General features: G+C 71.8%; 23 protein-coding genes. 5 read left to right on the top strand and 18 right to left on the bottom strand.

The genetic code is table 11. From position 1 onward, the window contains the following. Nucleotides 1-29: 29 nt before the first annotated feature. The 3 genes from nadC to nadA are packed head-to-tail and all read right to left on the bottom strand — an operon-like array spanning nt 30 to nt 3585. Entirely contained in the window at nt 30-908 is an 879-nt protein-coding gene (gene nadC, locus L3Q67_RS21615) for a carboxylating nicotinate-nucleotide diphosphorylase (protein WP_499191188.1), read from the bottom strand. Further along, complete coding sequence (locus tag L3Q67_RS21610) at nt 905-2554, bottom strand: L-aspartate oxidase (protein ID WP_499191187.1); 1650 nt, start codon at nt 2552-2554, stop codon at nt 905-907. Before L3Q67_RS21610 ends, nadC begins: the two co-directional genes overlap by 4 nt. Beyond that, entirely contained in the window at nt 2551-3585 is a 1035-nt protein-coding gene (gene nadA / locus L3Q67_RS21605) for a quinolinate synthase (RefSeq protein ID WP_499191186.1), read from the bottom strand. The genes L3Q67_RS21610 and nadA overlap by 4 nt, the downstream gene beginning before the upstream one ends. Before the next feature lie 111 nt (nt 3586-3696). Here nadA and L3Q67_RS21600 point away from each other — a divergent pair, with 111 nt between their 5' ends. Next, nucleotides 3697-4335 (top strand): NUDIX hydrolase, encoded by a 639-nt coding sequence (locus tag L3Q67_RS21600; RefSeq protein WP_499191185.1) that lies wholly within the window; start codon nt 3697-3699, stop codon nt 4333-4335. An 87-nt stretch (nt 4336-4422) separates the two neighbouring features. Then, nucleotides 4423-5142, top strand: coding sequence for an LON peptidase substrate-binding domain-containing protein (locus L3Q67_RS21595; RefSeq protein WP_499191184.1), 720 nt, complete (start codon nt 4423-4425; stop codon nt 5140-5142). A 266-nt stretch (nt 5143-5408) separates the two neighbouring features. On the opposite strand, the gene L3Q67_RS21590 is transcribed toward L3Q67_RS21595, so the two are convergent. The 8 genes from L3Q67_RS21590 to L3Q67_RS21555 all read right to left on the bottom strand — a co-directional run bounded on the left by L3Q67_RS21590 (nt 5409) and on the right by L3Q67_RS21555 (nt 14150). Next, nucleotides 5409-6461, bottom strand: coding sequence for a M48 family metallopeptidase (locus L3Q67_RS21590; protein WP_499191183.1), 1053 nt, complete (start codon nt 6459-6461; stop codon nt 5409-5411). A gap of 71 nt (nt 6462-6532) precedes the next feature. After that, complete coding sequence (locus L3Q67_RS21585; protein WP_499191182.1) at nt 6533-7123, bottom strand: DUF2567 domain-containing protein; 591 nt, start codon at nt 7121-7123, stop codon at nt 6533-6535. Nucleotides 7124-7154: 31 nt separating this feature from the next. After that, nucleotides 7155-7343, bottom strand: coding sequence for a biotin synthase auxiliary protein BsaP (gene bsaP, locus L3Q67_RS21580; RefSeq protein WP_499191181.1), 189 nt, complete (start codon nt 7341-7343; stop codon nt 7155-7157). Continuing rightward, on the bottom strand, nt 7340-8359 hold the full coding sequence (gene bioB / locus L3Q67_RS21575; RefSeq protein ID WP_282774140.1) for a biotin synthase BioB: 1020 nt from the start codon (nt 8357-8359) through the stop codon (nt 7340-7342). Before bioB ends, bsaP begins: the two co-directional genes overlap by 4 nt. Before the next feature lie 72 nt (nt 8360-8431). Then, nucleotides 8432-9154, bottom strand: a complete 723-nt coding sequence (gene bioD / locus L3Q67_RS21570) for an ATP-dependent dethiobiotin synthetase BioD (protein ID WP_499191180.1) — start codon at nt 9152-9154, stop codon at nt 8432-8434. Nucleotides 9155-9165: 11 nt separating this feature from the next. Next, entirely contained in the window at nt 9166-11385 is a 2220-nt protein-coding gene (locus L3Q67_RS21565) for a SulP family inorganic anion transporter (protein WP_499191179.1), read from the bottom strand. Between the two features lie 236 nt (nt 11386-11621). Then, nucleotides 11622-12905, bottom strand: coding sequence for an adenosylmethionine--8-amino-7-oxononanoate transaminase (locus L3Q67_RS21560; RefSeq protein ID WP_499191178.1), 1284 nt, complete (start codon nt 12903-12905; stop codon nt 11622-11624). A 27-nt stretch (nt 12906-12932) separates the two neighbouring features. Beyond that, nucleotides 12933-14150 (bottom strand): cytochrome P450 family protein, encoded by a 1218-nt coding sequence (locus tag L3Q67_RS21555; protein WP_499191177.1) that lies wholly within the window; start codon nt 14148-14150, stop codon nt 12933-12935. A gap of 128 nt (nt 14151-14278) precedes the next feature. Between L3Q67_RS21555 and L3Q67_RS21550 the strand changes: the two genes are divergently transcribed. Together L3Q67_RS21550 and L3Q67_RS21545 are read left to right on the top strand one after the other, a co-directional pair. After that, a complete protein-coding gene (locus tag L3Q67_RS21550; RefSeq protein ID WP_499191176.1) occupies nt 14279-14905 on the top strand; it encodes a nucleoside/nucleotide kinase family protein in 627 nt (208 codons plus the stop codon). A 40-nt stretch (nt 14906-14945) separates the two neighbouring features. Continuing rightward, nucleotides 14946-15875 (top strand): sigma-70 family RNA polymerase sigma factor family protein, encoded by a 930-nt coding sequence (locus L3Q67_RS21545; protein ID WP_499191175.1) that lies wholly within the window; start codon nt 14946-14948, stop codon nt 15873-15875. On the opposite strand, the gene L3Q67_RS21540 is transcribed toward L3Q67_RS21545, so the two are convergent. Then, nucleotides 15793-16938 carry a glycosyltransferase family 4 protein gene (locus L3Q67_RS21540; RefSeq protein WP_499191174.1) on the bottom strand — a complete coding sequence of 382 codons (1146 nt, stop codon included), beginning with the start codon at nt 16936-16938 and terminating at the stop codon, nt 15793-15795. The two genes, L3Q67_RS21545 and L3Q67_RS21540, sit on opposite strands and share 83 nt — an antisense overlap. A 74-nt stretch (nt 16939-17012) precedes the next feature. Next, nucleotides 17013-18065, bottom strand: a complete 1053-nt coding sequence (locus tag L3Q67_RS21535) for an NlpC/P60 family protein (RefSeq protein ID WP_499191173.1) — start codon at nt 18063-18065, stop codon at nt 17013-17015. A 528-nt stretch (nt 18066-18593) separates the two neighbouring features. Here L3Q67_RS21535 and L3Q67_RS21530 point away from each other — a divergent pair. Then, a complete protein-coding gene (locus L3Q67_RS21530) occupies nt 18594-19214 on the top strand; it encodes a hypothetical protein (RefSeq protein ID WP_499191172.1) in 621 nt (206 codons plus the stop codon). Here L3Q67_RS21530 and L3Q67_RS21525 read toward each other — a convergent pair. The 5 genes from L3Q67_RS21525 to L3Q67_RS21505 all read right to left on the bottom strand — a co-directional run bounded on the left by L3Q67_RS21525 (nt 19211) and on the right by L3Q67_RS21505 (nt 26132). Continuing rightward, entirely contained in the window at nt 19211-20992 is a 1782-nt protein-coding gene (locus L3Q67_RS21525) for a D-alanyl-D-alanine carboxypeptidase family protein (protein WP_499191171.1), read from the bottom strand. The two genes, L3Q67_RS21530 and L3Q67_RS21525, sit on opposite strands and share 4 nt — an antisense overlap. A 139-nt stretch (nt 20993-21131) precedes the next feature. Then, on the bottom strand, nt 21132-23444 hold the full coding sequence (locus tag L3Q67_RS21520) for an ABC transporter permease family protein (protein WP_499191170.1): 2313 nt from the start codon (nt 23442-23444) through the stop codon (nt 21132-21134). Beyond that, on the bottom strand, nt 23441-24121 hold the full coding sequence (locus L3Q67_RS21515; RefSeq protein WP_499191169.1) for an ABC transporter ATP-binding protein: 681 nt from the start codon (nt 24119-24121) through the stop codon (nt 23441-23443). Before L3Q67_RS21515 ends, L3Q67_RS21520 begins: the two co-directional genes overlap by 4 nt. Beyond that, nucleotides 24118-24642: a PadR family transcriptional regulator gene (locus tag L3Q67_RS21510; protein WP_209669220.1), complete on the bottom strand. Its 525-nt coding sequence runs from the start codon at nt 24640-24642 to the stop codon at nt 24118-24120. Before L3Q67_RS21510 ends, L3Q67_RS21515 begins: the two co-directional genes overlap by 4 nt. A gap of 116 nt (nt 24643-24758) precedes the next feature. Then, a complete protein-coding gene (locus L3Q67_RS21505; protein ID WP_499191168.1) occupies nt 24759-26132 on the bottom strand; it encodes an NYN domain-containing protein in 1374 nt (457 codons plus the stop codon). Nucleotides 26133-26179: the final 47 nt, after the last annotated feature.

Genomic DNA, 26179 nt, shown 5'->3' with positions numbered 1-26179 from the left:
CGACTACGCCGCGCGGGTAATTTTCCCCCTCAGCCGAGGTCCATGCCGAGGTCCAGCGCCGGTGCGGAGTGCGTCAGCGCCCCGACAGCGAGGTAGTCGACGCCGGATTCCGCGTACTCCCGCGCGTTTTCCAGCCGCAGCCCGCCGGACGACTCCAACCGCGTCTTCAGCCCCAGCTCGTCGCGCAGCCGGACGGCTTCGCCGCACCGGGCCGGGGTGAAGTTGTCGAGCAGCACCTCGTCGGCACCCGCCCGCAACGCCTCCTCCAACTGCGCCAGGTCGTCCACTTCGACCTCGCACGCCAGCTCGGCGGCGTGCTCGCGCGCGGCCCGCAGCGCCGCGGTGACCGAACCCGCCGCCACCACGTGGTTGTCCTTGATCAGCACCGCGTCACCGAGGCCGAACCGGTGGTTCACCCCGCCACCGCACCGAACCGCGTACTTCTCCAGCAACCGCAGCCCCGGCAAAGTCTTGCGGGAATCGCGGATCGCGCACCCCGTACCCTCCACTTCGGACACCCAGGCCGCGGTGGTGGTGGCGATGCCGGACAGGTGGCACACCAGGTTCAGCGCGGTCCGCTCGGCGGTCAGCAAGCCGCGCACCGGCCCGCGCACCACCAGCGCCGGTTCCCCGGCGCTCAGCCAGCTCCCGTCCACGCGCCGGTCCAGCACCTCGTACGAGTCGAGCACCCGGTCCAGCACGGCCAGCGCCGGGCCGACGCCCGCGAGCGTGCCCGCCACGCGCGGGGTGAAAGCGGCCGTCGAAATCGCGCCGTCCGGCACGGTCGCCTGCGTGGTCGCGTCGGCGCCGTAACGCAGGTCCTCGGCGAGTGCGGTGTCGACCACGCGGAGCACATCGGTCACGTCGAGCCCGGCCTCGGCCAGGATCTCGTGGGTCAGCTCGTTCACGCCACCACCTCCTGCAGGATCGGGTCGGCGAGCACCGGCTGTCCCGACGGGCTCAGCCGGATCAGCTGACTCCGCCGCCCACCCCGCTCGTCGCGCTCGGGGAAGTCCAGGCGCACGTGGCAACCGCGTGATTCGGTGCGGTGCGCGGCCGCGGCGACCAGCGCCTGCGCGGCCAAGGTCAGCGCCGCGTCCTCCACCTCCGCCTGTGTCCGAAGTGGACTGTCGACGGTGGCCAGGTCGAGCACCGAGCCCAGCACCGCGAGCCCGTCGGCGTCCCGGCCGATCGCGGCGTACCGGCTCATCGCCCGCTGCAGCGAATCGCGGTCGGCCGCCTCGACGTGCCGGCATTCCGGCGCCAGCCCGTGCTTGGGCTCGGCGAGCACGCCCGAGGCCAGGTCGGCGGCCGCCGCTTCGGCGACCCGCTCCCCCATCACCAGGCCTTCGAGCAGGCTGTTCGACGCCAGCCGGTTGGCCCCGTGCAACCCGGTCCGCGCGACCTCGCCCGCCGCGTACAGCCCGGTCACGCCGGTCCGCCCGGTCGTGTCGGTCACCACGCCACCGCACGCGAAGTGCGCGGCGGGCGTGACCGGGATGAACTCCCGCAGCGGATCGATCCCGGCGGCCCGTGCGGCCGCGTAAACGGTCGGGAACCGCTTCGCGAAGCCGGTGATCCGGGTGGCGTCGAGGAACACGTGATCGTCGACGCCGCCGGGTGCCTCCGCCATGCGGCGGTTGATCGCCGCCGACACCACGTCACGCGGTGCCAGGTCGCCGAGCGGGTGCACCCCGAGCATGACCAGCTCGCCCGCGCCATCGAGCAGGCGCGCGCCCTCGCCACGCACCGCCTCGGTGACCAGCGGACAGCGGCCGCGCGCGCCGGGCGTGTAGAGCACGGTGGGGTGGAACTGCACGAACTCCACGTCGGCCGCCTGCGCACCCGCGCGCAGCGCCAGCGCCAGCCCGTCGCCGGTGGCCGGTTCCGGGTTGGACGTCGCCTGGTAGAGCTGGCCGAGGCCACCGGTGGCGAGCAGCACGGCGGGCGCGCGGACCACGCCGAGTACCCCGTCCGGGTCCAGCACGGACACCCCGGCCACCGCACCGGCCGGGGTGCGCAGCGCGTCGACCGCCACGTGCCGCTCCAGCACCGGCAGCCGCTGGCCGGTGGTCTCCGCGACCAGCGCGCGTTCCACCTCGGCACCGGTCGCGTCCCCGCCGGCGTGGATCACGCGGAACGCGGTGTGCCCGCCTTCGCGGGTCCTGGCAAGCCCGCCGCCGACCCCGGCGTCGAACCGGGCACCCGACTCGCGCAGGCGCGCCACCGCGGCCGGGCCACCGTCGAGGATCGACTGCACCACGTCCTCGTCGCAGAGCCCGGCACCGGCGGTGAGCGTGTCCTCGACGTGCTTGGCGACCGAGTCGCCGTCGTCGTGCTCACCGGGCAGCACCACCGCGACGCCGCCTTGGGCCCAGCGGGTGTTGCCGTCCTCGATGGCGGCCTTGGTGACCACCAGCACCCGCAAGCCGAGCGCCCGGCCGCGCAGGGCCGCGGTCAGTCCGGCGACCCCGCTGCCGATCACCACGAGATCGGCGGCGGCCTCCCAGCGAGGCGTGGTTTTCGCCTCACGGGCAGTAACCGGGCGGTTCACTCGGCGCCGCCGGGCTGGCCGATCTCGATCATCCGCTGCACCGAAGCGCGGGCGCGGGCGGCGGTCTCGAGGTCGACGTGCACCTCGTCGAGCCCCTCGCGCAGGCAGCGCAGCAGGGCGGCCGGGGTGATCATCTTCATGAAGCGGCAGGAGGCGCGGTCGTTCACGGCGCGGAAGTCGATGCCCGGCGCGGCCTTGCGCAACTGGTGCAGCATGCCGATCTCGGTGGCCACCAGCACCGAGCCCGCCTTGGTCGCCTTGGCCTCGTGCACCATGTCGCCGGTGGACAGGATCTTGACCCGGTCCGGGGCCACCGCGCCCTCGCCAGCCAGGTAGAGCGCCGAGGTCGCGCAGCCGCATTCGGGGTGGATGAACAGGTCGGCGTCGGGGTTCGCGGCGGCCCGCTCGGCCAGCTCGGGACCGTTGATCCCGGCGTGCACGTGGCACTCCCCGGCCCAGATGTGCAGGTTCTCCCGGCCGGTCACGCGCTTGACGTGGGCGCCGAGGAACTGGTCCGGCAGGAAGAGAACTTCCTGGTCAGCGGGGATGGAGGCGACCACGTCCACCGCGTTCGACGAGGTGCAGCAGATGTCGGTCTCGGCCTTGACCTCGGCCGTGGTGTTGACGTAGGAGACCACCACCGCGCCCGGGTGCTCGGCCTTCCACTCCCGCAACTGCGCACCGGTGATCGAGTCCGCCAGCGAGCAGCCCGCCCGCGCGTCGGGGATCAGGACGGTCTTGTCCGGGGCCAGGATCTTGGCCGTTTCGGCCATGAAGTGGACCCCGCAGAAGACGATGGTCGAGGCGTCGCTGCTCGCCGCGATGCGGCTCAGCGCGAGCGAGTCGCCGGTGTGGTGGGCGACATCCTGGATCGCCGGAACCTGGTAGTTGTGCGCGAGCAGCACGGCGTCGCGCTCCTCCGCGAGGCGCCGCACCTCCTCCGCCCAGCTCGCGTCCGGCTCCACCCCGTCGAACGGGATGAGATCGGCTTCGGCGAGCTCGCTCGCCCGCAGGGTCGTCGTGCCGGCCATGGTGGCCCTCCTAGACTGACGCGGGTTTTCGCCTTACAATCGAAAACCGTGCGAAGCCATATTAACAGCAGCGCCCCCCTGGCACACGAGGTTTTGGCGGCAGTGCTGCAAGTGCGATCGGACACACTCCAGGTGCTGTTGTGGCGGCGCGCGCTCGATCCGCACATCGGCCGCTGGTCGCTGCCGGGCGGGCGGCTGCGGCCCGACGAGGACGTCGAGACCTCCATCCGGCGTCAGCTCGCCGAGAAGGTCGACATCAAACAGCTCAAGCACGTGGAGCAGCTCGCCGTGTTCAGCACGCCGGACCGGGTGCCCGGTCCACGCGTGGTGGCCACCGCGTTCCTCGGCCTGGTGCCGTCGGACGTGGACCCGGCGGTGCCCGAGGACACCTCGTGGCACCGGGTGGACGAACTCCCCCGCACCGCCTTCGACCACGCCGAGATCGTGCTGCGCGCGCGGGACCGGCTGCGGTCCAAGCTGAGCTACACCAATGTCGGCTTCGCGCTCGCGCCGGACGTGTTCACCATCTCGGAGCTGCGCGGGCTGTACTCCGCGGCGCTCGGCTACAAGATTTCCGCGACCAATCTGCAGCGCGTGCTGGCCCGCCGCGGCCTGCTCGAACCGACCGGGGAGACCGCGCCATCCGGTCGCAGCGGTGGTCGTCCGGCGGCGTTGTTCTCCTTCGCCTGCAAGGGAATCCAGGTGACCGACCCATTCGCCGTGCTGCGTCCCCCGCCGGTGCGGCGATAACTCCGCGCGACGGCGCGATTTCCGTTGCCCGGCACGGCATCCGGATGAAGGCCTGCGCGCGGGACGGCTTCGTCGTACCGTGTACCCGTGGCTGACGGCGCGGCGGGAGACAGTACGGGAACGACGACCTTGCCGTTGTTCCCCCTGCAGACCGTGCTGTTGCCGGGGGCGCACCTGCCACTGCACATCTTCGAGCCGCGGTACCGGCAGCTCACCGTGGATCTGGTCACCGGCACCGTGCCGGACCAGGAGTTCGGCGTGATCGCCATGCGCACGTCGCTGACGCGCGAGGTCACCGGGCTCGACCAGGTGCACGCCATCGGCTGCACCACGCGGCTGCGCGAGGCCAAGCGCCTGCCCGACGGGCGGTTCGACGTGGTCACCACCGGGCAGAAGCGGTTCCGGCTGCTCGACATCGACAGCGAGGCGGCGCCCTACCTGGTGGGCACGGTGGAATGGGTGTCGGACGACCCCTTGCCGCGCGGCTCAGGGGAAGCGGGCGCGCGCATGGCGGAAGTCGCGCGGGGCGCGCACCGGCGGTATTGCCGCTCGGCCTGGGAACACGACGCCTGGAGCGAGCCGCCCGCGGACACCTCGATGGCGGACCTGGCCTACCAGCTGGCGGCCGACTGCCTGCTGCCGATGGACGACCGGCAGGCGCTGCTGGAACAAACCCAGCCGCTGCGGCGCCTGCGGGACGTGTGCCGCCTGCTCACGCGGGAAACGGGTTTCCTCACCACTTTGCGCGCGGTCCCGGCTCCGCCGGCGGAACTGAGCGCGCTGACGCGACCGGCGAGCCTGAACTAGCGTGGTTTCGGCTTCCGGTCACGAATGTGGCTTTCGGGACGCCCTGCCGCCACCCTCAACGGAGCTGCGCACTGTTCTCATCCACGTCCCGAAAGCCACATTCGTGACCGTGAAGTATCCACAGGCACCCACCTGTCCCCAGGCCCCCGCTCAGCACCCCCTCGGGAAGGCCCCTACGCGATAAGCTGGCGACAGGGGCCGCCCCCGGGAGGGTGGGGGGCTGCCTGGTGGCGGATGAGCAGGGGCCGTCCGGTGGTGTGCTGGGGTCAGTTGGCGGGTTCTGATTCGCCGTTGGGGGTTCGGTTGCCGCCGAACTTGTTCCAGACTTTGCCCGCCGCGCCCGAGAGGGCTTCGCCGACATCGGTGAACACCTTGGCCAGCGGGTCGGTCGAGTTGCTGAACGAGTCCTTGTACGACTTCGCCGCGGACTTGACGTCGTCGGACCAGGTGCTCGACGGGCTGTCGCCGTCGCGGCGCGGGTAGTCGCCGACCAGGATCGCGCGGTACTCCTCCGACGCGGCCCACTTCTGCAGCTGGGCGGCGCGCACCACGGCGAGCGGGTGCGACATGTGCTCGACGTTGCGCAGCTTCAGCAGGCTGTCGCGGACGTCGTCGACCGATTCGTACTCCTCGGCCTGCTGCAGGAACGACGGGATGTCGATGCGCGACGGGTCGATCCCGCCCGCCATCAGCACGTGCACCCGCAGCGCGGCGGCCGGGTCCTGGCCGCAGAGCAGGCCGGCGCGGTCGCAGGACAGCTCCGACTTGCGGTACCACTCCTTGAGCGCGGCGATCACCGCGCGCAGCCCGAACGCGCTGACCGGGGTCCACGACATCGACATCTGCATGCTGATCAGCCGGATCAGCATGGTCCGGTACACCGCGTGCCCGGACAGCACGTGCCCCATTTCGTGGCCGATGACGAACCGCAGCCCGTTGGTGTCGAGCAGTTCGACCAGCCCGGTGCTGAGCACGATGAACGGCTCGTCCATGCCGATCGTGTAAGCGCTGACCGACGGGTCCTGCGCGACGAAGATGTTGGGCGCCGGCGAGATGTCCAGCGCCTGCGCGCATTCCAGGCGCAGCTTGTTCAGCTCGGGGTACTGCTTCTCGCCGACGCGGATCGACGACGCCAGCGCCATCAGCCGCTCACCGCGCTCGCTGAAGAACCCGGCCACGGCCTTGAGCACTTCGGCGAACCCGGGGATGGTGCGCAGCGTCGCCAGCGCGCCCCGGTCGACCGGGTGCTCGTAGGCGCGCGGGCTGATGCCCGGAAAGCGGATGCGCCCGTTCGAGCCGGAAACTACGTCGTCGGTCATGTGATGCAGGCCTCCCTCGGTTGCCGCCAGCCTACGGAAACCGGGCAGGCCGCGCTGCCGATCAGCCGAATTCAGCCGAGGCGGCGTCCGAGGTCGTCACGGCCGTTCCACCCGGCCAGCAACCCGTAGGTGGCGGCCACCGCGAGCGGCTGGGCCAGCAGCACCCACGCCGACTCGAGCACCGGCGCGGTCTCCAGCACGTCACCCACCTGGGGCGCGGTGGTCACCTCGTAGAGCATCCCGGCGAAGGTGCCCGGCCCGAGCATGGACGCCAGCCACCAGGCCAGCACCGAGCCGACGACCGCGGCCAGCAGCACCACCGGCCCGCGTCGCTCGCGCAGCAGCCAGATCACCACGCCGACCACGATGCCGACGCCGAAGGCCAGGAGGGCGAACACGGCGAGATCGTCGAAGCGGTGCCAACTCTCCAGTTGCAGGGGCACCGGTTCTTCGGTGGCGGAGACCACGCGCACCCGCTGCGGCGGTGCCAGCAGCGCCCACAGCGCGGCCAGCGGGATGCCGGTGAGCATCACCATCGACAGCACGCTCACCGCGGGCAGGATGTCCGCGGCCACCACCACCTTCGGCCGCTCGCGCGGAACGCTGAAGAAGTGGTGCGCGGGTTCGGCGGGCGGGCGCACCCCGACCGAAGACTCAGCCACCGGCGTACCTCCTGACTACGGTGAGTTGAGCTTAACCCGTCGTTTCGCCGTGTCTGCTGCAGCGGGCGGTCCAGCCGATCGGGGTGATCTGCACGACCATGCGGCGCGCGCAGTGGGGGCAGAAGCGCGGTGGCTCCAGCGCGGTGCGCGGGTTGTCGCATGCCGCGTGGTCGCCGGCCCCCGGGCGTCCACAGTGGACGCAGAATTCCGGTTGCGTCACAAGGAGTCGCTCAGCGCCTTCACCGGCATCTTCAGCTCGGTGAGCATCTCCAGGTCGACCTCGGCCGGGCGGCCCAGGTTGGTCAGGTAGTTGCCGACGATGATCGCGTTGATCCCGCCCAGCATGCCCTGCTTGGTGCCGAAGTCGCCGAAGGTCAGTTCACGGCCGCCCGAGAACCGCAGCAGCGCGCGCGGCATGGCCAGCCGGAAGGCGGCGACGGTGCGCAGCGCGTCCTTGCCCTCGACCACCTCGTAGTGCTCGTACGGCGTGCCGGGCTGCGGGATCAGGAAGTTCATCGTGCACTCGTCCGGGCCCAGCTCGGCGAGCTGCGCGGCGAACTCGGCGCGCTGCTCGACGGTCTCCCCCATGCCGATGATGCCGCCGCAGCAGACCTCCATGCCCGCCTCGCGGATCATCAGCAGCGTCTCCCAGCGCTCCTCCCAGGTGTGCGTGGTGACCACCTCGGGGAAGTGCGAGCGCGCGGTCTCGAGGTTGTGGTTGTAGCGGTGCACGCCCATCTCGACCAGCTCGTCCACCTGCTCCTGCGTGAGCATGCCGAGCGAGCAGGCGATCTGGATGTCGTTGCCGTCCTCGCGGATGGCCTTGATGCCCTCGCGGACCTGGGAGAGCAGGCGCTTGTCCGGCCCGCGCACCGCGGCCACGATGCAGAACTCCGTCGCCCCCGTCTCCTTGGTCTGGCGGGCGGCCTTGACCAGGCCGGGGATGTCCAGCCAGGCCGAGCGCACCGGGGTCGGGAACCGGCCGGACTGCGAGCAGAAGTGGCAGTCCTCGGGGCAGCCGCCGGTCTTCAGGCTGATGATGCCCTCGACCTCCACCTCGGGACCGCACCAGCGCATCCGCACCTCGTGCGCCAGCGCGAGCAGGTCGGGCAGCCGCTCGTCGGGCACCCGCAGCGCCTCGAGCACCTGCGCCTCGCTCAGCCCCTCGCCGCGCTCGAGCACCTGCTCCCGCGCCGTGGTGAGGACGTCGGTGGCGCGTTCTGGTGCTGAGGTCACGGGTTCTCCTTCTCGCTCGGGCACGTCCGGCACAGTCTGCCCGAACACCCCGCCCCGAAAAAGCGAGCCAGGTCACTTCTGGGCGGATTCACCCTTGGCGAAGCACTCGGGGTCGAATTCACCGCCGAACCACGGCGAGAGGCCACGCCGGGCTTCGGCGAGGAACTCCTCGGCCCCGGCCTGCCCCGCCCCGGCGGACAACGCCCCCAGCAGGGGCGCGCCCGCCGCGACGGGCAGGTCTTCGAGGTTGGAGCAGGCGGCCAGGTCCGGTTCGGCGGGCCACGAGCCGATCAGCACGCCGCCCACGTTCAGGCCGCGCCGGGTGGCCACCTCGGCGGTCAGCGCGGTCGCGTTGAGCGTGCCCAGCCCGGCTTCGGCCACCACCAGCAGCAGCGAGCCGAGTGACCAGGCCACGTCGGCGAGCGTGCCGCCGCCGGGGTCGAACCGCACCAGCAGCCCGCCCGCGCCCTCGACCAGCACCAGGTCGTGCTCCGCGTCGAGCTCGGCGGCGGCGCTCGCGGCCTCGGCCGGGGTCACCGGCGCGATGCCGCTGCGCCGCGCGGCGGCTTCGGGGGACAACGGGTCGGGGTAGCGCCGCAGCTCGCGGGTGGTGACCTCGCCCGCCAGGCGCCGGACTTCGTCCAGGTCACCCGGCTCGCCGTCGGTCACGCCGGTCTGGGCGGGTTTCAGCACGGCCACCCGCCTGCCGTCGGCCTTGGCCAGCGCGGCGATCGCCGCCGTGACCACGGTCTTGCCGACACCGGTTCCGGTACCCGAGATCACCAGCACAGTCACGGCCCTCGACCCTAGTCCTGACGGCAAGCCGCCGGTTCCCCGGCGGGCTCGAACGCCCCGGACGCCGGATCGAAGAGGTAGACCTGTGCCGCGCCCACATCGAAGTACATCCCGGTCAGGTGCAGCTCACCGCGGGCTTCGGCCTCGGCGACCACCGGGTAACTCCGCAGGTGACGCAGCTGCTGGAGGATGTTGTGCAGCGCCAGCCGGTCACCTTCGGCGTCGGGCAGCTCCCCGTTCAGCGAGACCGGCGAGTTCTTCTCGTATCGGCGCAGGCTGGGTTCGGCGTGGCGGAGCCACTCGCGCACCACCGGCAGTTCGGCGGTGGAATCGAGCATCAGCTTCATCGCACCGCACCCCGAATGGCCGCACACGACCACCTCCGGCACCCGCAGCACGCCGACGGCGTATTCGATCGAGGCAGCGACCGACGAGTCCGATGGCCCGGAGTCGCTGCCGGCGGGCACCAGGTTCCCGATGTTCCGCACGGCGAACAGGTCGCCGGGCCCGCTGGTGGTGATCAGGTTCGGCACGATCCGCGAGTCGGCGCAGGTGATGAACAGGGTGTGCGGGTTCTGCCCGTCGGCCAGCCCGCTCAGCGTGTCCTGGACCAGCGGCGCGGTCCGGCGCTGGAACTCCGAGGTGCCCAGGCGCAGTTGCGCGGTGGACGGCGGGGCGCTGCGCTGGTCCGGCAGGTGCGGGCCGGTTTTCGCCTGCCAGTCCGACCACGACGCCAGCCAGCGCGGCAGCACCGGCGCGGCGGCGAGCCTGCTCACCGTGGGCGCACCCGACTTCCCGCGCTCGTAGTACGGGTGCCCGATCTCGTCCACCACCACGGTGCCGCCGCCCCGCTCGTGGGCCAGCTGCCAGTTGGACAGGTTTTCGAAGGCGGCGTGGTCGAGGTAGTCCACCACCAGCTCGATGTTGACCTCCGTGCGCGCCGGGATGGCCGCGAGCACCTTGGACAGCTTGGGGATGGCCAGGAAGGTCAGCGCGCCGTCGACCACCACGCGCCAGCGGTCGCCGTCGGATTCGGCGTGGATCTTGGACCGGGTGCGCAGCAGCATCATCAGCAGCGACGCGGCGATGCCGAGGAGCACCCCGGTGAGCATGTCGAGGAACACCACGCCGAACAGGGTGACCAGGTAGATCGGCAGGTCGCCGTGGCGGTGCACCTCGCGGATGTTGCCCACGTTGAGCAGCTTCGCGCCGACGTGCACCAGCAGGCCGCCGAGCGCGGCCAGCGGGATGCTCTCCAGCAACCCGGCCAGCAGCACGCTGAACAGCAGCACCCAGATCCCGTGCAGCACCGCGGAGGCACGGGTGCGCGCGCCCGCGGCCACGTTGGTGGAGCTGCGCACGATCACGCCGGTGACCGGCAGGCCGCCGATCGCGCCGGAGGCCATGTTGGCCATGCCCTGGCCGACCAGTTCGCGGTTGAGGTTGGTGCGCGGGCCGGTGTGCAGCTTGTCCACCGCGATCGCCGAAAGCAGGCTCTCCACGCTGGCGATCAGCGCGATGGTGAGCACCGCGATGCCGATGTCGAACCAGCCGCCCTCGGGGAACTGCGGCACGAAGCTGATCTCCAGCAGGTTGCCCGGCAGTTCGATGCGGTCCAGTTGCATGCCGGCGACCAGCGCCAGCACGGTGGTCAGGGTGATCGCGGCGAGCGGGCCGGGCACCTTGCGCACGGCCTTCGGCAGGCGCGGCCACAGCAGGAGGATGCCGATGGTCAGCACGCCGATGAAGGCCGCGGTGTCGTGGCTGCCGATCAGCTGGCCGGGCAGGGCGAGCAGGTTGTCCAGCGCGGAACTCTGCGCGGAACCGCCCAGCACCACGTGCAACTGGCCGAGCACGATGGTCAGGCCGATGCCGCCGAGCATGCCGTGCACGATGGCGGGGGAAATGGCCAGCGCGGCGCGCGCGATCCGGCTCAGCCCGAGCAGGATCTGCAGCGCGCCGGCGGCGACCACCATGGCGCAGGTGGCCGCCCAGCCGAAGCGGGAGATGGTTTCGGCGACCACCACGGTCAGGCCGGCGGCGGGTCCGCTGACCTGGAGAACAGAACCGCCGAAGAGACCGGCGATCACCCCGCCGACCACGGCGGCGATCAGCCCCGCGACGATCGGGGCGCCGGACGCCAGTGCGATGCCGAGCGAAAGGGGCACGGCGACCAGGAAGACAACGAGTGAAGCGGGCACGTCACGCCGCAATAGGGTGGCGAAGCTCATGATCACCAGGGAACACGGATCCGCGTGAAAAGTCCGCTTTGTGAAGACATCCTCATGTTTTGTTCACGGCGGCTTCGTCACGTATTCGAGAACACGAACCGCAATCTCGCTCAATCACGTGGCCCACGTCTCACCCGATCCAGACAATGAGCCCGTCGAATTATCGCTCTGCGTACTCGAAGAACCCGAGTAACATTCAGTTAACCCGTGTTGTCACCGGATCGGGTGAATTCCACTCAAGCCTCACCCGCGGCTGCGACGATGGCCCGCGAGACGGCCGCCACATCGGCGTCGGTGCTCACGTAGGGCGGCATCGTGTAGATCAGGTCGCGGAACGGCCGCACCCACACGCCGTGCTCGGTCACCACCCTGGTCGCGGTGGCCATGTCGACCGGGTGATCCAGGTGCACCACGCCGATCGCGCCGAGCACCCGGACTTCCCGCACCCCTGGCAGCTCCGCGGCGGGCGCGAGTCCACTTCGGAGCCCGGCTTCGATGCGGCGGACCTCGGCGAGCCAGTCCTGCTCGAGCAGCAGGCCGATCGACGCGTTCGCCACGGCACTGGCCAGCGGGTTGCCCATGAACGTCGGCCCGTGCGCGAGCACCGGCAATTCGCCGCGGGAAATGCCGTCCGCCACCTCCGGTGTGCACAATGCGGCGGCCATGCTGAGATAGCCGCCGGTCAGCGCCTTTCCGACGCACAACACGTCCGGGGTGATCCCGGCGTGCCCGGCGGCGAAGAGCGAACCGGACCGGCCGAATCCGGTGGCGATTTCGTCGAGGATGAGCAGCACCCCGTTTTCCGCGGTGATTTCCCGCAGCGCGCGCACGTATCCCGGATTGTGGAAACGCATTCCGCCCGCCCCCTGCACCACCGGCTCCACGATCACCGCGGCCAGCTCGTGCGCGTGTGCCGCGATCTCCTCGGCCAGCATGTCCACATAGGACTGTTCGACCGGCGATTCGAACCCCGCGGGCGGTTCCGGCACGAAGACCTGCTCGGTCAGCGTGCCCTTCCACAGCGAGTGCATGCCGCCGTCGGGATCGCAGACGCTCATCGGCTGGAAGGTGTCGCCGTGGTAGCCGCCCCGCCAGGTGAGCAGCCTGCGCTTGGCCGGCTGCCCGGTCGACTGCCAGTACTGCATGCACATCTTGACCGCGACCTCGATGGACACCGAGCCGGAGTCGCAGAGGAACACGTGCTCGAGCCCGTCCGGGGTGATGTCCACCAGCGTGCGGGCGAGCGCGATCGCCGGTTCGTGGGTCAGCCCGCCGAACATCACGTGGCTCATCCGCCCGGCCTGCTCGGCCAGCGCCGCGTCGAGCACCGGGTGCCGGTAGCCGTGCACCGCCGCCCACCAGGACGACATGCCGTCCACCAGTTCCCGGCCGTCGGCCAGCCGCAACCGCACGCCCTCGGCCTCGCGGACCAGCAGCGGGGGCACGGTGCCCGGCATGGGCCCGTAGGGGTGCCACACGTGACGCGCGTCGAGCGCGAGCAGTTCCTCCTGGCTCGTCATGGCTGGCACCCTACGGGCACCCCGGCGTCACCCCAGGCGGACCGGCAGGGACTCCAGGCCGTGCATCAGCGTGCTCGCGCGCCAGCGCAGCCGCGACGGCTCACCGGCCAGCGCCAGGCCGTCGAACCGGGCCAGCAGCCGCCCGATCGCGATTTCGGCTTCGATCCGGGCCAGCGGCGCGCCCACGCAGTAGTGGATGCCGTGCCCGAACGCCAGGTGCCCGCCCGCCTGCCGGGTGACGTCGAGGCGGCCCGGGTCGTCGAAGCGCTCGCCGTCGCGATTGGCCGCGAGCAGCGAGATCAGCACGAACTCGCCCTCCCCGATCTCTGCGTCCCCGACCCGCACCGGATCGGTGGTGAACCGCAGCGTGGCCAGGTTGACCGGCCCGTCGATGCGCAGGAACTCCTCGACCGCGCCGGGCAGCAGCGACGGATCGGCGCGCAGCGCGGCCAGCTGATCGGGATCGCGCAGCAGCGCCAGCACCCCGTTGCCGATCAGGTTGACCGTGGTCTCGTGCCCGGCGACCAGCAGCAGGAACGCCATCGGCACCAGTTCGTGCTCGGCGAGGCGGTCGCCGTCCTCGGAGATGTGCACCAGGTCGGAGAGCAGGTCCTGACCGGGCTCGGCGCGCTTGCGCTCGATCAGGTCGCGCAGGTAGCCGACCAGCTCACCGGCCGCCTTCTCGATCTGCGCCGACGGATCGGCCGAGACCAGCGTGTTAGACCAGTCGCGGAACTGGGCGCGCTCGGCCTCCGGCACGCCGAGCAGCTCGCAGATCACCGTGATCGGCAGCGGGAAGGCGAACGACTCCAGCAGGTCGACCTCGTCGTGCGCGGCCATCTCGTCGAGCAGGGCGTCGGTGATCTGCTCCATCCGCGGCCGGAGCCGGTCCACCGACTTCGGCGTGAACGCCTTGTTCACCAGCTTGCGCAGCCGGGTGTGCTCGGGCGGGTCGGAGTTGAGCATGTGCGCGGTCAGCGACGAGGCGAACGTCCGGGACTCGGCGTTGTCGCCCGGCTGGACCTGGGTCTCGAACAGTTCGGAGATCCGCTCGGCGTTCTTGCTCAGCCGCGGGTCGGCGAGCAGCGCGCGTGCCTCGTGGTAGCCGGTGATGACCCAGCCCCGAAGGCCGCGCGGCATGACCACCGGCCGCGCCGGGCCCTCCTGGCGGAACACCTCGGCCATCCCGTGCGGATCCTGCATGAACGCGTCGTCGAGCCGGACCGGTTCCACGACTGCCGCCATCGCCGCCCCCTTAGTTTCGTAACACCGTTTCGTAACAGTGTTGTCCATGTTGTCAGTGGGTCAACGAGGCACGCGCGGATTTGGTGCCCCACCTCACCGGAATGCCGCGTTGCTAGCCTGAGCACGAGATGCCTGACCGCCGCTACCGCCCGATCTCCCCGGACCTGCTCGCCCGCGAGATCACCGAGCGCATCGTGGACGCCCCGGTCACCCGCGTGGCCATCGACGGCGCCGGCGACGCACCCGGCGAGCTGGCCGACACGGTGGCCGAATCGCTTCGCCTGCATGGCAGGGAGACCCTGCACGTGTCCACAAAGGACTTCCTGCGGGCGGCTTCGCTGCGGTTCGAACGCGGCAAGCACGACCCTGACGCCCGCTACGACGACTGGCTCGACATCGGCGGCCTGCGCCGCGAAGTGCTCGACCCGCTGGGCCCCGGCGGCTCCGGCCTGGCGCTGCCCGCCCTCTGGGATGCCGAGCGCGACCGCGCCACCCGGCGCGACCGGGTCCGGCTGCCGCCCGGTGCCGTCGTGCTGGTGGACGGCGAACTGCTGCTCGGCCACGGCCTGCCCTTCGACTTCACCGTGCACCTGTGGCTCTCCCCCGGCGCGCTGACCCGGCGGCTGCCCGCGGCCGAGCACTGGGCCTTGCCCGCCTTCGACCGGTACGACCGCGAGGTCGCGCCCGGCGAGTTCGCCGACGTGGTGGTCCGCATGGACGATCCACGGCACCCGGCACTGATCGAACGGCACTGAACCACTGTCACCTTCACGGCCGCCGTCTCGTCAGACAGATGTGGACAGGGCGGAACAGTTCGAGGAGCAGCGCGCCCACCTGCGCGCGGTGGCGTACCGGATGCTGGGTTCGGCCGCCGAGGCCGAGGACGCGGTGCAGGAAACCTGGCTGCGGCTGAACCGGGCCGACGGCGAGGTGGACAACCTCGGCGGCTGGCTGCGCACGGTCCTCTCCCGCATCTGCCTGGACATGCTGCGCACGCGCAAGGCCCGCCGCGAAGAACCGCTGAGCGAGCTGCCTCAGCACGGCTGGGCTCGCGAGGACCCGGAAACCGAGGCGGTGCTGGCCGATTCGGTGGGTCGCGCGCTGCTCGTCGTGCTCGAGACCCTCGCGCCCGCCGAACGGATCGCCTTCGTGCTGCACGACCTGTTCGCCGTGCCGTTCGACCGGATCGCGCCGATCGTGGACCGCACGCCGGTGGCCGCGAAGAAGCTCGCGAGCCGGGCGCGGCAGCGGTTGCGCGGCACGCCCACGTCACCGGCGGGCGAACTCGCCCGGCAGCGGAAGGTGGTCGAAGCATTTCTGGCCGCCGCGCGCGACGGGGACCTCGACGCGCTGCTCACCCTGCTGGCCCCCGATGTGGTCCGGCGAACCGACCCGGCGACCGTGCCACCGGGCGTCCCCGCCGTCCAGCGCGGTGCCCGGGCTGTCGCCGAGGGTGTGCTGAAGTTCGGCCGTCCCGCGCGCTTCGCCGAGGTCGCGCTGGTGGACGGCGAGATCGGCGCGGTGGTGGCACCGGGCGGACGGCTGCGCCTCGTGCTGAGGTTCACCTTCGACGGCGATCGCGTCACCGCCTACGAGATCATCGCGTCCCCGGCCCGGCTGGCCCGCCTGGATCTGGCGACGCTCAGCGGACCGCGGCGATCGGCTGACCGCCGAGCATGCTCGCCAGCCGCCCCGCCAGCACGTCCCAGCGCCAGTTCCCGCTGACCCACTCCCGGCCCGCCTGGCCCATGCGCCGGGCCCTGGCCGGGTCGGTGAGCAGCGGCGCGAGCGTGTCGGCCAGCTGCATCACGTCACGGCCGTCGACCACGTGCCCGGTCACCTCGTCGAGCACGGTCTCCGGCGCGCCGCCCGAGCGCCCGGCGACCACGGGCAGCCCGGTCGCCGAAGCCTCCAGGTAGACGATGCCGAGGCCCTCCACGTCGAGCCCCTTGCCTCGGGTCCGCGCCGGCATGGCGAACACGTCACCGGCGGCGTAGTGCGCGGGCAGCTCCTCCCACGGCACCGATCCGGTGAGCACCACGTCGTCGCCGAAGCCCAGCGAGTCCACCAGCCCGGCCAGCTTCGCGCGGTACGGACCGCCGCCGACCAGCAGCAGCGCCACGTCCGGCACCCGCCTGCGCAGTTCCAGCATCGCCAGCACGAGCATGTCCTGGCCCTTGCGGGGCACCAGCCGCGAGACGCACACCACGGTCGGCCGGTCACCGAGGCCGTAGCGCTTGCGGATGCTCTCGCGGGCGGCGGGATCCGGGCGGAACACCGCGGGGTCCACTCCGGACGGCAGGTGCTCCAGCCCGGCCATCGGCCCGAACGCGGCCGCGAACCGGCTACGGGTGTATTCGCTGACGAAGGTGACCACGTCGGCGGTGTCACCGATCCGCCGCAGCGCCTGCCGCGCGGCGGGCAGCATCGACCAGCCGACCTCGTGCCCGTGCGTGCTGGCGAGCACCCGCTGCGCCCCGGCCGCCCGCAGCGGGTGACCCAGCAGCGCGAGCGGTGCCGCCGCGCCGAACCAGACCGCTTCGCAGTCGCGCGAGCGCATGATCTGCTTCGCGCGGCGCAGCACGCCGGGCGTCGGCAGCATCAGCGAGGTCGGGTGCCGGACCACTTCGAACGGGGCGGCGGCGTCGAACTCCTCGTGACCGCGCCACGCCGGTGCGTAGACCACCAGATCGTCCGAGGGCACCCGGGTCGCCAGCGAGTGCAGATAGGACTGGATACCGCCGGGGCGGGGCGGGAAGTCGTTGGTCACCAGCAGGGTTCGGCGCACCAGGCGAGGCTAGCGAAAAGCACGAAGGCCGCCTTCCCCGGGAGGAAGACGGCCTTCGCAAGGGTGGATCCGCGTCAGGCGACGCGGCGCGCACCCACGTAGTTCTTCTGCAGCGGCGCCACCTTGACCACATCACCGGTGGTCGGGGCGTGCACCATGTTGCCGCCGCCGATGTAGATGCCGACGTGCGACACCGGCGAGTTGTAGAACACCAGGTCGCCCGGCTGCAGCTGGTCCCGCGAGACCGCCTTGCCGAAGGTCGACTGGGCCTTCGAGGTGCGCGGGATGCTGATCCCGGCCTGCTTGTAGGCCCAGCCGGTCAGGCCGGAGCAGTCGAAGGAGTTCGGGCCGGTGGCACCCCAGGAGTAGGGCTTGCCGCGCTTGCCCATGGCCGCGTCGACCGCGGTCTGGGCAGCCGCGCCGGGCGCCTTGATCGGGCCGACATCGGCACCGGTGTCCTTCTGGGCGGCCTTGTCGGCCGAGCTGAGGTTGCCGGAGGCGTCCTCGAGCTTGTCCATCTGCTCGTCGAGCGACTTCTTGCGCTGCTCGATGTCCGACTTGAGCCGGGAGGCCTCGTCCTTGGCGGCCTGGGCCCGGCCCTGCGCGTCGGCGGCGAGCTGACGGGCGTCGGCGGCTTGCTTCAGCGAGCCGGCGTAGCCCTGCAGCACGTTGTTCTGGTCCGTGGCCAGCACGTCCAGTGCGGACGAGCGGTCAAGGAAGTCCTGCGCCGAGTTGCCGGTGAGCAACGCGGACATCTTGTTCAGCTGCGCGCCACTGGTGAAGGAGGCGCCGGCGAACTTGTCCACGTCGACCCGGTAGCGCTCGATGTCGGCGCTGGCCGTGCTCTCGGTCTGCTTGGCGCCCTCGAGGTCCTGGTTCGCCTTGTCGAGCTCGGCCTGCTTGGCCTTCTCGTCTTCCTGGGCGTTGAGGTGGTCCTCGTTGAGCTTTTCGGCCTGCGAAGCGAGTTCGCGGTACTGCTTGAGCGCCTCGGACTCACTGCTCGGGGGTTGCTGGGGGGCGAGGATGGGAGTGGCGTTGGCGGGGGCCTGGACCAGCGTCACGGCCGCGATCACCGCGGCGGCTGCCAGTGCGCCTGAAACCACGCGCTTTACCGGATGCGACTGCACGTCGCGCGTGTCTCCTTTGCGTTCGGCCGCCTCACCGGTCGCACCTGCCGGACGAGGTCGGGGGCCCTCGTTCCGTTCGGGCCGGATGGGCGGACACAACACCCGTTCCGGCCGGTGCATCGGCACCGCGCGAGCCACCACACCTGGAAAAGGCGAGTTGGTGCACGCGGTAGTCCCGGTTCAGCTCCCCGACAAAGCTGGCACGGCGGCAATCTCGTGTCGCCATCCCTTGTGCGACGGCTAACGGCCACGAGATCTCGGCCAGGTTACGAAAGAGCGGGCGGCGCGTCCACCATCCGACTGATAAAAACTCTCCGTAGCGAGATGAATCACCACATGGACGAGCTTTGACACGATCGGTGTGACCAGTGCAACAGTTCACTACGCTGCGGCGAGATAACCGCTCACCCGATGGAAGTGACCGCTCGGCGCGACACCCGATCGTGAGATCGATCACTGCGGCCGTCCGGCGCCTACCGCCTACCGCGCGGCGATAGCGGCGGCTCCGGACGTCTCTACGATGCGCTCGTGGTCACCACTGCGGAAGATGTCGAAAAGGCCGTCGCACTCGCGCTCGAGACGCTGAGCGCGGCGCCGCCGGAAAATTGGGAAAAATCGGCGGGCACGCTGACCTGGACCTGCTGGGAAACGGCCGAGCACCTGGCCGACGATCTGTTCGCCTATGCCGCGCAACTCGGCTTGCGACGAGAACCGGTCGACCGGTACGTGCCTTTCGAATTGATCCGCCGACGGCCGGAAGCCCCGGACGGCGTGGTCCTCGCCGATCGCGAATACGGGCCGGAAGGCCTGCTCCAGGTGCTCGAGACGTGTGGCGCGCTGCTGGCCGCCATGGTGCGGACATCCCCGCCGTCGGCCAGGGGCTTCCACTCGCTCGGCACCGCCGACCCGGCGGGCACCGCGGCGATGGGCATCGTCGAGATCCTGGTGCACACGCACGACCTGGCCGAAGGCCTCGGCCTGGACTGGACCCCGCCCGCCGACCTGTGCGACCGCGTCCTCGTCCGCCTGTTCCCGGACGCGCCCACCGGCACCGGCCGCTGGCCCACGCTGCTCTGGGCCACCGGCCGGGGCGAGTTGCCGGGCCACCCGCGCCGGGAATCGTGGCGCTGGGACAGTTCCGTGCGCTAACGACCGGCGAACTCCCAGTGCCACGGTTCTTCGCGGCCCCGGCCCGGTTGGGCCCAGCCCGGGTTCACCCAGCCGAACGAGCGGGCGTTCGCCGCCAGCCAGCCGTACTCCGGGGTGCCGAAGGACTGCGCCCCGCCACACAGGTCCACCGCCAGGCCCCAGCCGTGGTTGCTGGTGCCTGGCACGGCGGCCAGTGCGGGTTTGCGGCGGTACAGGTCGACCTGCCCGGCGAAGGTGCGGTAGGAGTCCGTGAGGCACAGCGGCCGTCCGAACGTGCCGGCGAACGCCTCCGACAGCGCGGCGAACGTCTGCGCGGCGTCGCAGCGCAGCACGTGCGCGCCGATACCGATGGGGCACAACGCACCCGCCGGGATCAGTCCGTTCGGGAAGCCGCCCCAGGCACCAGCGGCTTGGTCGGTTCCTGGCGCGGCGGGCGGCATTTCCACGCCCCCGCAGCGCCAGGTCAGCTCGTTTTCCCCGCGCTGCGGGACTTCCGCGGCCGGGCGCCGGCCCAGTGCGGGCCGGGCGACGCCGAGCACGCTGTCCCCGGCCGGCATGTCGGCGACCACCACCCCGGCCAGCCGGGCGTCCGCGGCGAGCATGGTGCGCCCGTCCAGCACCACACCGACCGACTGCACGCCGTACTTCGCCGGGCCCACGAACACGAGGTCCCCCGGCTGGGCGTCGGCGAGCGGCACCGGCTTGCCCGCGGCCATCTGCTCACCCGCCGCGGCGGGCAACGGCAGCCCCGCGCCGGAGAACACCGACCGCACCAGGCCGTCGCACGAATACGCGACCGGGCCCTCACCGCCGTCCTCGGGCACGTACGGCTTGCCCAGCGCGCCGATCCCGGCGGTCACCGCGTCGATGGTCTCCTCCGGCAGCACCAGGATCCGCTGACCGTCCACACTGGACTCGGCGACCCCGGCCTGCGGCCCGCCGGAGCCCATCAGCGGCCGAAGCCCCGCGGGTAGTTTCGCCGGATCGGCCAGCGCGGCGGCCGGTGGCGGCTTGATCCCGGCCGCCGCCAGGCGATCGGTGTAGGCCTTCCAGTTCGACGCAGTCTGCGAATTGCGATCCCGCTGGGCTTTCTGCTGCTCGACCACCGCGGCGTTGGCGGCGTCGATCGGCCCGCGCAGTTCGGAACTGACGGCGTCCGCGCGATTGGCCGCGTCCCCGGTGCGACTGTCCAATTCGGTCTTGCGCTCGGCGGCCGTCTTCTCCGCCCCGGCCGCGACCCCCTCGGCTTCCACGGCCCGGCGCCGGCGGTCCAGCGCGCTGCCCAGGCGGGCGTCCTGCCCGGCACGCAGGTGGTCGACCATCGACTTGCCGTTGAGCAGGTCGCTGGCGTTGGTGGCGCTGAACAGCAACCGCACGTTGTCCGGGCGGCCCAGCGAGGTGAACACCGACTTGGCGAACTGGTCGGCCTCCCCGCGGATCGCGTTGAGCTGCGCCTCCGCCTCCAGCCGCTCGGCGGTGGCGTGCTGCAACTGCGCGGTCGCCGTGCCGAGTTCGGCTTCGGCGGCTTCGACCCGGCCTGCCAGCTCCCCGAGTTCGGCCTGCACGTCCTTGGCGGATCGCTGGAGATCGGCGACCTTGGGATCGGCGAAGGCCTCGCCCGGCCGCGGGTCCCCGACCCCGGTCCCCGGCGCCACCCCCGCTTCCACGCGCAGGTCGCCGGGGTCGGCGGGCACCTCGTTCTGGGCGCCCGCCGTCGGCACCACGAGCAGCGCGCCCGCGACCACCAGCGTCAACGCCAGGCCAGCTCCGGCCCGCATCCACGACCTCCACCTGCGACGACGACGGACAAACGCGTTGTTGTCCTACCGTCATCAACGGGCGAGGGCCACTCGGGTCACTCTCCGGGACGGTTGCGGTTCGGCATCGGGCCCGATGCCGAACCGCGAACCACGCCCCCTACTCCGCGCGCAGGCCGTCCAGCCGGGTCACCTGCCGCAACAACGGCCAGGTCAGCGCCGTGGTGATCAACACGGCCAGCACGGCCGCCCCCGCCATGGTGGCGATCAGCCCCACGTCGAGCTGGAACGGCAGCCCGGCGTACCGCAGCGTCGGCACGGTCAGCCCGAGCCCGGCCACGATCGCCAGCCCGACCCCGATCAGCACCGGGATCGCGTTCTGCCACAACGAGCCGCGGGCGAGCACGGACAGCGGCACCCCGGAGGCCGACAGCGCCGCCAGCGGGCGCCGCCGTTCGACGATCTGCTCGATGGACAGCATCAGCAGGCTGAGCGCGGCCACCGAGAGCACGAACCCCGAAGCCGCCATCAACGCCGCGCGGAAGGTGCCCGTGCGTTCGTCGATGTGCCGGCTCGCCGCCTCGGACTGCACCACGGTCCGCACGCTGACGTCCCAGGCCAGCGGGCTGAGCGCGATCGACGCCCGGTCCACCACGGCGTTCCCGCCACCGGGACCGGCCAGCGAGAAGGTGACCGAGTCCGCGGGCGGCCGGACCGAGCCGAGCGCCCCGGGGGTGACCAGCAGGTTGCCTTCCGCGGCGGGGCTCGACCGGTCACCGGGGACCTGGTGGATCTGCGCCGGGACCGTCCACATCGGACCCGGCTCCGGTTCGCCGTCCACATAGCGGGTGAACTGCTGCTCCCCGGTCGGCAGCGACCGCGGCCGCGGCGAGTCCGCCGAGATGCCCACCGCGAACACGTCCCCGTCCGCGCACGAGGGCAGATCCGCCCTGGTCCGCAACGCCGCGCAGTCCCCGATCTCGACCCACGTGCCCCGGCTGGACTCCCCCGGCTGCCGCAGGTTGGTCTGCCGCACCTCGTGCACGCCGGTCAGGCCGGGCACCCCCGTGAGCCGCTGCCGCACCTCGTCCGCGTGCGCGGGTTCCGTCCACACCTCGGCCGCCTGTGCCTCGGCCGGGTGCCAGAAGAACTTGTCGTCCTGGTCGGCGCCGACCGAGACCATCAGCGTCTGGATCATGATGGTGCCTGCCAGCACGACCACGAGCCCGGACACCACCCGGCTCGCGGTCCCCCCGTCCATCTGCAGCCGTCGCACCGCGAACTGCAACGCCGGCGTACCGCCGCGCAGCCCGCGCACCACCTTCTCCACCGCCCACGGCAGCAGCACCGCGACCCCGATCAGCAGCAGGGCGCTGCCGACGCTCAGCGCGACGCCGATGGTCTCGGAGTTGTCCCGTTCGCCGGCGAACAGCGTGAGCCCCATCAGCAGCGCGCCCAGCCCGGCGATGGTCCAGCGCCACCACATCCGGCGCCGGATCGGCCTGCTCTGCCGCACCACGCCCAGCGGCTCGACGATCGTCCGGCGCAGACCGAAGATCGCCGCGCCGACCGCCAGGCCGGGCACCACCAGCACGATCGCCAGCACGAGCTGCCACGACGGCACGAAGTCCTCCGGGAAGAACCTCGTCCCGAACAGGTCGAGGTTCCCGATCAGCGGGCGCAACACGGCGAACAGCACCCCGCCCACCACGAGCCCGGCGACCGCGCCGAGCAGGGACTCGGCCGCGGCGATCCGGCGCACCTGCCGGGCGTCGACCCCCAGCAACCGCAGCGCGGCCAGGCGGCGTTCGCGTTGCGCCGCCCCCATCCGGGAGGCGGTGGTGACGAAGATCAGCAGGGGCAGCAGCAACGCCACCACGATCGGGGCCAGCAGCAGCGCGGTGGTCGCGTCGAGCCGGAAGCCCTCGCCGGGACCGCCGAAGCCGCTGACCTGGCTCACGTCCTCGGTCCGGCTGAGCCGGTCCACCGTGCTGCCGAGGTAGAGCCGCAGGTCGCTGGCGTCGATCAGCCCCGGTTTGCCGATCTCCCCGACCACCGTGCCGGGCACGCGGGCCCGCAGGGAGTCACCCTGCGGCCCCGCGAGCAGTTCCGCGGCCGACGGGGACACGAACAACTCCCCCGGCCCCGGGATCCGGTCGATACCCGGCGGCACCGGCGAGGTCGGCCCGCTCGCCGCGACCACGGTGGTGCCCAGGTACTTGCCGTCCAGCTCGGTGAACCAGCTGTAGCTGTAGAGCGGGTCGACCCCCGGCCGCCGCTCGATCACCTCGGCGTTCGCCGCTTCGCGTGCGTCGCGTTCGGAGACCATGCCCCCGATCGAGGCCGCCGGCAGCAGGATCGCCACCACCAGTGCGACCCCGATCGTGGTCATCACCAGCCGCAGCAGCGCCTGCCCGGAGATCCGGCCGCCCCCGACGGCCAGCCGGAGTCCGAGCAGCAGGTCCCGGATCACGAGACCAGCTCCAGGTCGCTCGCCTTGCCGTCGCGCACCACGACCTCGCGGTCGGAGTAGGCGGCGACCCGAGGTTCGTGCGTCACCAGCACCACGGCGGCCTGGGTGGTGCGCGCGGCGTCGGTGAGCATGCGCATCACCATTTCGCCGTTGAGCGAGTCCAGCGCCCCGGTCGGCTCGTCGGCGAAGATCACCTTCGGCCCGGTGACCAGCGCCCTGGCCACCGCGACGCGCTGGCCCTGCCCGCCGGAGACGTCACCGGGACGGCGTTCGCCCAGTTCACCGATCTCCAGCCGGTCGAGCCACTGACGCGCCTTCTCCTCGGCCACGGACCGCTTGGATCCGGTCAGCCGCAGCGGCAGCGCCACGTTCTCCAGGCAGGTCAGCTCCGGGACGAGCTGGCCGAACTGGAAGACGAAGCCGAACTCGGTGCGCCGCAGCGCGCTGCGTTCCTTGTCGCTCATGCCGATCAGGTCGCGGCCCCGGTAGTCGATCGTGCCGGAGTCCGGCGTGACGATCCCGGCCAGGCAGTGCAGCAGCGTCGACTTGCCGGACCCGGACGGGCCCATCACCGCGAGCACCTCACCGGCGCGCACCGAGATGTCGGCACCCCGCAGCGCGGTGGTGTGCCCGAAGGACTTGTGCAGGTCGCGGGCTTTGAGCAGGGGCTGGTTCACCGGCGCACCGCCTCGGCCAGCGCGTCCAGCCGGGCCGCGGTCAGCTCCAGCCAGCGGAGATCGGCCTCCAGGTGGAACAACGCGTGGTCGCAGATCAGCTGGTCGGCGAGGTCCCCGCCGGTTTTGCGCTTGGTCAGGTCCCGCATCACCGCCAGGTGCGCGGCGCGCTGGCTGTCCAGCACGTCGTTGGCGCTGCGCCCGGAGAGCAAGGCCAGCACGACCTTGGTGTAGAGCGTGTTCTGCAGGTACGGCTCTGGGTTCTCCGGAGTGGCCAGCCACGACTCGATGTCGGTCACACCGGCATCGGTGATGGTGTAGCGCTTGCGGTCCGGGCCGTCCCCCTGCTCGACGCCCGCTTCGACGACCAGCCCGTTGCGCAGCAGCCGGGACAGCGTCGAGTACACCTGCCCGTAGGCGAGCGGGCGCCCCTGGGCGAACTGCTCGTCGTAGGACTTCTTCAGGTCGTAGCCGTGTCGCGGCCCCGTTTCCAGCAGGGCGAGCAATGTGCGCGATACCGACATGCGACCTCCTTCCCTTGATCTTCGTTTCCTGTGCGCAGGACTATACACGGGAGGTATACATCGAGGGTATACACCCGCAGAATAGTGGGTATACGCAGGTCAGCGAGCTAAGGAGCTTAGACCCGGCCGAGGCGGGTGAGCAGCACGGCGGAGGGCACCGGGTGCGCGCCGCGCGCCCGGACCGAGTCGGCGACGGCCCGGTCGCTGGTGGCCACCACCAGCGGGCGGCCCGCCGGTTCGGCCGCGACGAGCGTGCGGATCACGTCGTCGGCGAGCACGCCCTTGTCGGAGAAGAGCACCCGCACCCCGCGGGCCGCGGCGGCGGGCACGGAGATCACCCCAGCCCCATCGAAGACCACGGTGACCTCGGCGGCTGTCCGGGCGGAGAGCGCGCCGAGCTGCTGGGCGAGCCGGTCACGCTGGTCGGCCAGCGCGAGTTCGGGGTAGCCGGTCTTGGAGACGTTGTAGCCGTCGACGATCAGGTGCACGCCGGGCAGCGCGAGCAGCCTCTCGAGCGCGGCCGGGTCCTGGACCTTGCCACCGCCGTCGGCTCGCGTGCTCGCACCGCGGATCACGTCGGCCGGACGCGGACCGGCGTGGCCGAGCGACAGCTCACGCCGCATGCCCTTCGCGGCGCCTTCGATGGTGTCGATGAGCAACGCCAGGCGCACCTCGTCGGCCTCACGGGCCTCCCTGGCGGACTGGCGGGCCACGTCGGCCTCGGCGATCGCGTTGGCGGCTCTGGCCCGCTCGGCGGCCACGCGCTGGCGCTCCCGTTCGAGCTGGGCGGTCAGCGAAGCCACCTCCTCGGCCCGGATGCCGCCCGCCTCGGCGGCCGCGGCCCTGGCCTCTTCAGCGGCGTCCTTGGCCTGGCGCAGCTTCACGCCCTGCTCGCGCAGGCGGCCACGCAGCCGGTCCAGCTCGGCCTCCCGGTCGGCCCGTGCGCTCTCCACCACGCGCTTGGCCTCGACCAGTTCGGCCTGGACCCGCTCCAGCTCGCCTTCGAGCCGGTGCACCCGGGCCAGCGCGGCGTCGCGCTCGGCCCGCAGGGTGGTCTCTTCGGCGTTCTTCGCGACCAGCCGGACGCGGGAGTCCGCACTGGCCTCACCGAGCAGCACCGCGGCGGTGGCCGCGGCGACCGAGTCGAGCGCGTTGGGGTCGAGCACGTCGGCGCGGTGCTCACGCAGCCACTCCAGCACCGCCGTGCGGAACCGGCTGGACTCGCCGAGCGTGCTGAGCAGCGCGGAGCCGCCCAGCTTGGCGCGCTTGGCCGGGGCGAACCGCGCCACCGGGCGCAGCTGACGCGGTATGTCGGCGACCGGGAGCTTGCCCAGCGCGGCCGCGGCCAGCTCGGCGATCCGCTCGCGGATGGCCTCGGGCAGCCCCACCCAGTTCACCGGTTTGGCCGGGTGCTCGGGCTCCGCGCCTGCCTGCGGCGCCGGTGGCACGCCGTCGGCGTGCTCCGGTTCCGGGTGCGCGGATGCGGTCATCCGCCCAGGGTAGCCCCGGCACCACGGCGTGGCAGGACGTGTCCACG

Source organism: Saccharothrix sp. AJ9571, from assembly GCF_021725495.1.
GTDB lineage: Bacteria > Actinomycetota > Actinomycetes > Mycobacteriales > Pseudonocardiaceae > Amycolatopsis > Amycolatopsis magusensis.
Note: the sequence above shows the minus strand (reverse complement) of the source record. Positions and strands in the feature narration are given on the sequence as shown.

What these genes read in the sequence shown, in the direction of transcription:
- nadA (WP_499191186.1), bottom strand. Translation starts at nt 3,585, where the DNA reads ATGGCCGGCACGACGACCCTGCGGGCGAGCGAGCTCGCCGAAGCCGAT.
- L3Q67_RS21590 (WP_499191183.1), bottom strand. Translation starts at nt 6,461, where the DNA reads ATGACCGACGACGTAGTTTCCGGCTCGAACGGGCGCATCCGCTTTCCG.
- L3Q67_RS21565 (WP_499191179.1), bottom strand. Translation starts at nt 11,385, where the DNA reads ATGAGCTTCGCCACCCTATTGCGGCGTGACGTGCCCGCTTCACTCGTT.
- L3Q67_RS21560 (WP_499191178.1), bottom strand. Translation starts at nt 12,905, where the DNA reads ATGACGAGCCAGGAGGAACTGCTCGCGCTCGACGCGCGTCACGTGTGG.
- L3Q67_RS21555 (WP_499191177.1), bottom strand. Translation starts at nt 14,150, where the DNA reads ATGGCGGCAGTCGTGGAACCGGTCCGGCTCGACGACGCGTTCATGCAG.
- L3Q67_RS21550 (WP_499191176.1), top strand. Translation starts at nt 14,279, where the DNA reads ATGCCTGACCGCCGCTACCGCCCGATCTCCCCGGACCTGCTCGCCCGC.
- L3Q67_RS21525 (WP_499191171.1), bottom strand. Translation starts at nt 20,992, where the DNA reads ATGCGGGCCGGAGCTGGCCTGGCGTTGACGCTGGTGGTCGCGGGCGCG.
- L3Q67_RS21510 (WP_209669220.1), bottom strand. Translation starts at nt 24,642, where the DNA reads ATGTCGGTATCGCGCACATTGCTCGCCCTGCTGGAAACGGGGCCGCGA.
- L3Q67_RS21505 (WP_499191168.1), bottom strand. Translation starts at nt 26,132, where the DNA reads ATGACCGCATCCGCGCACCCGGAACCGGAGCACGCCGACGGCGTGCCA.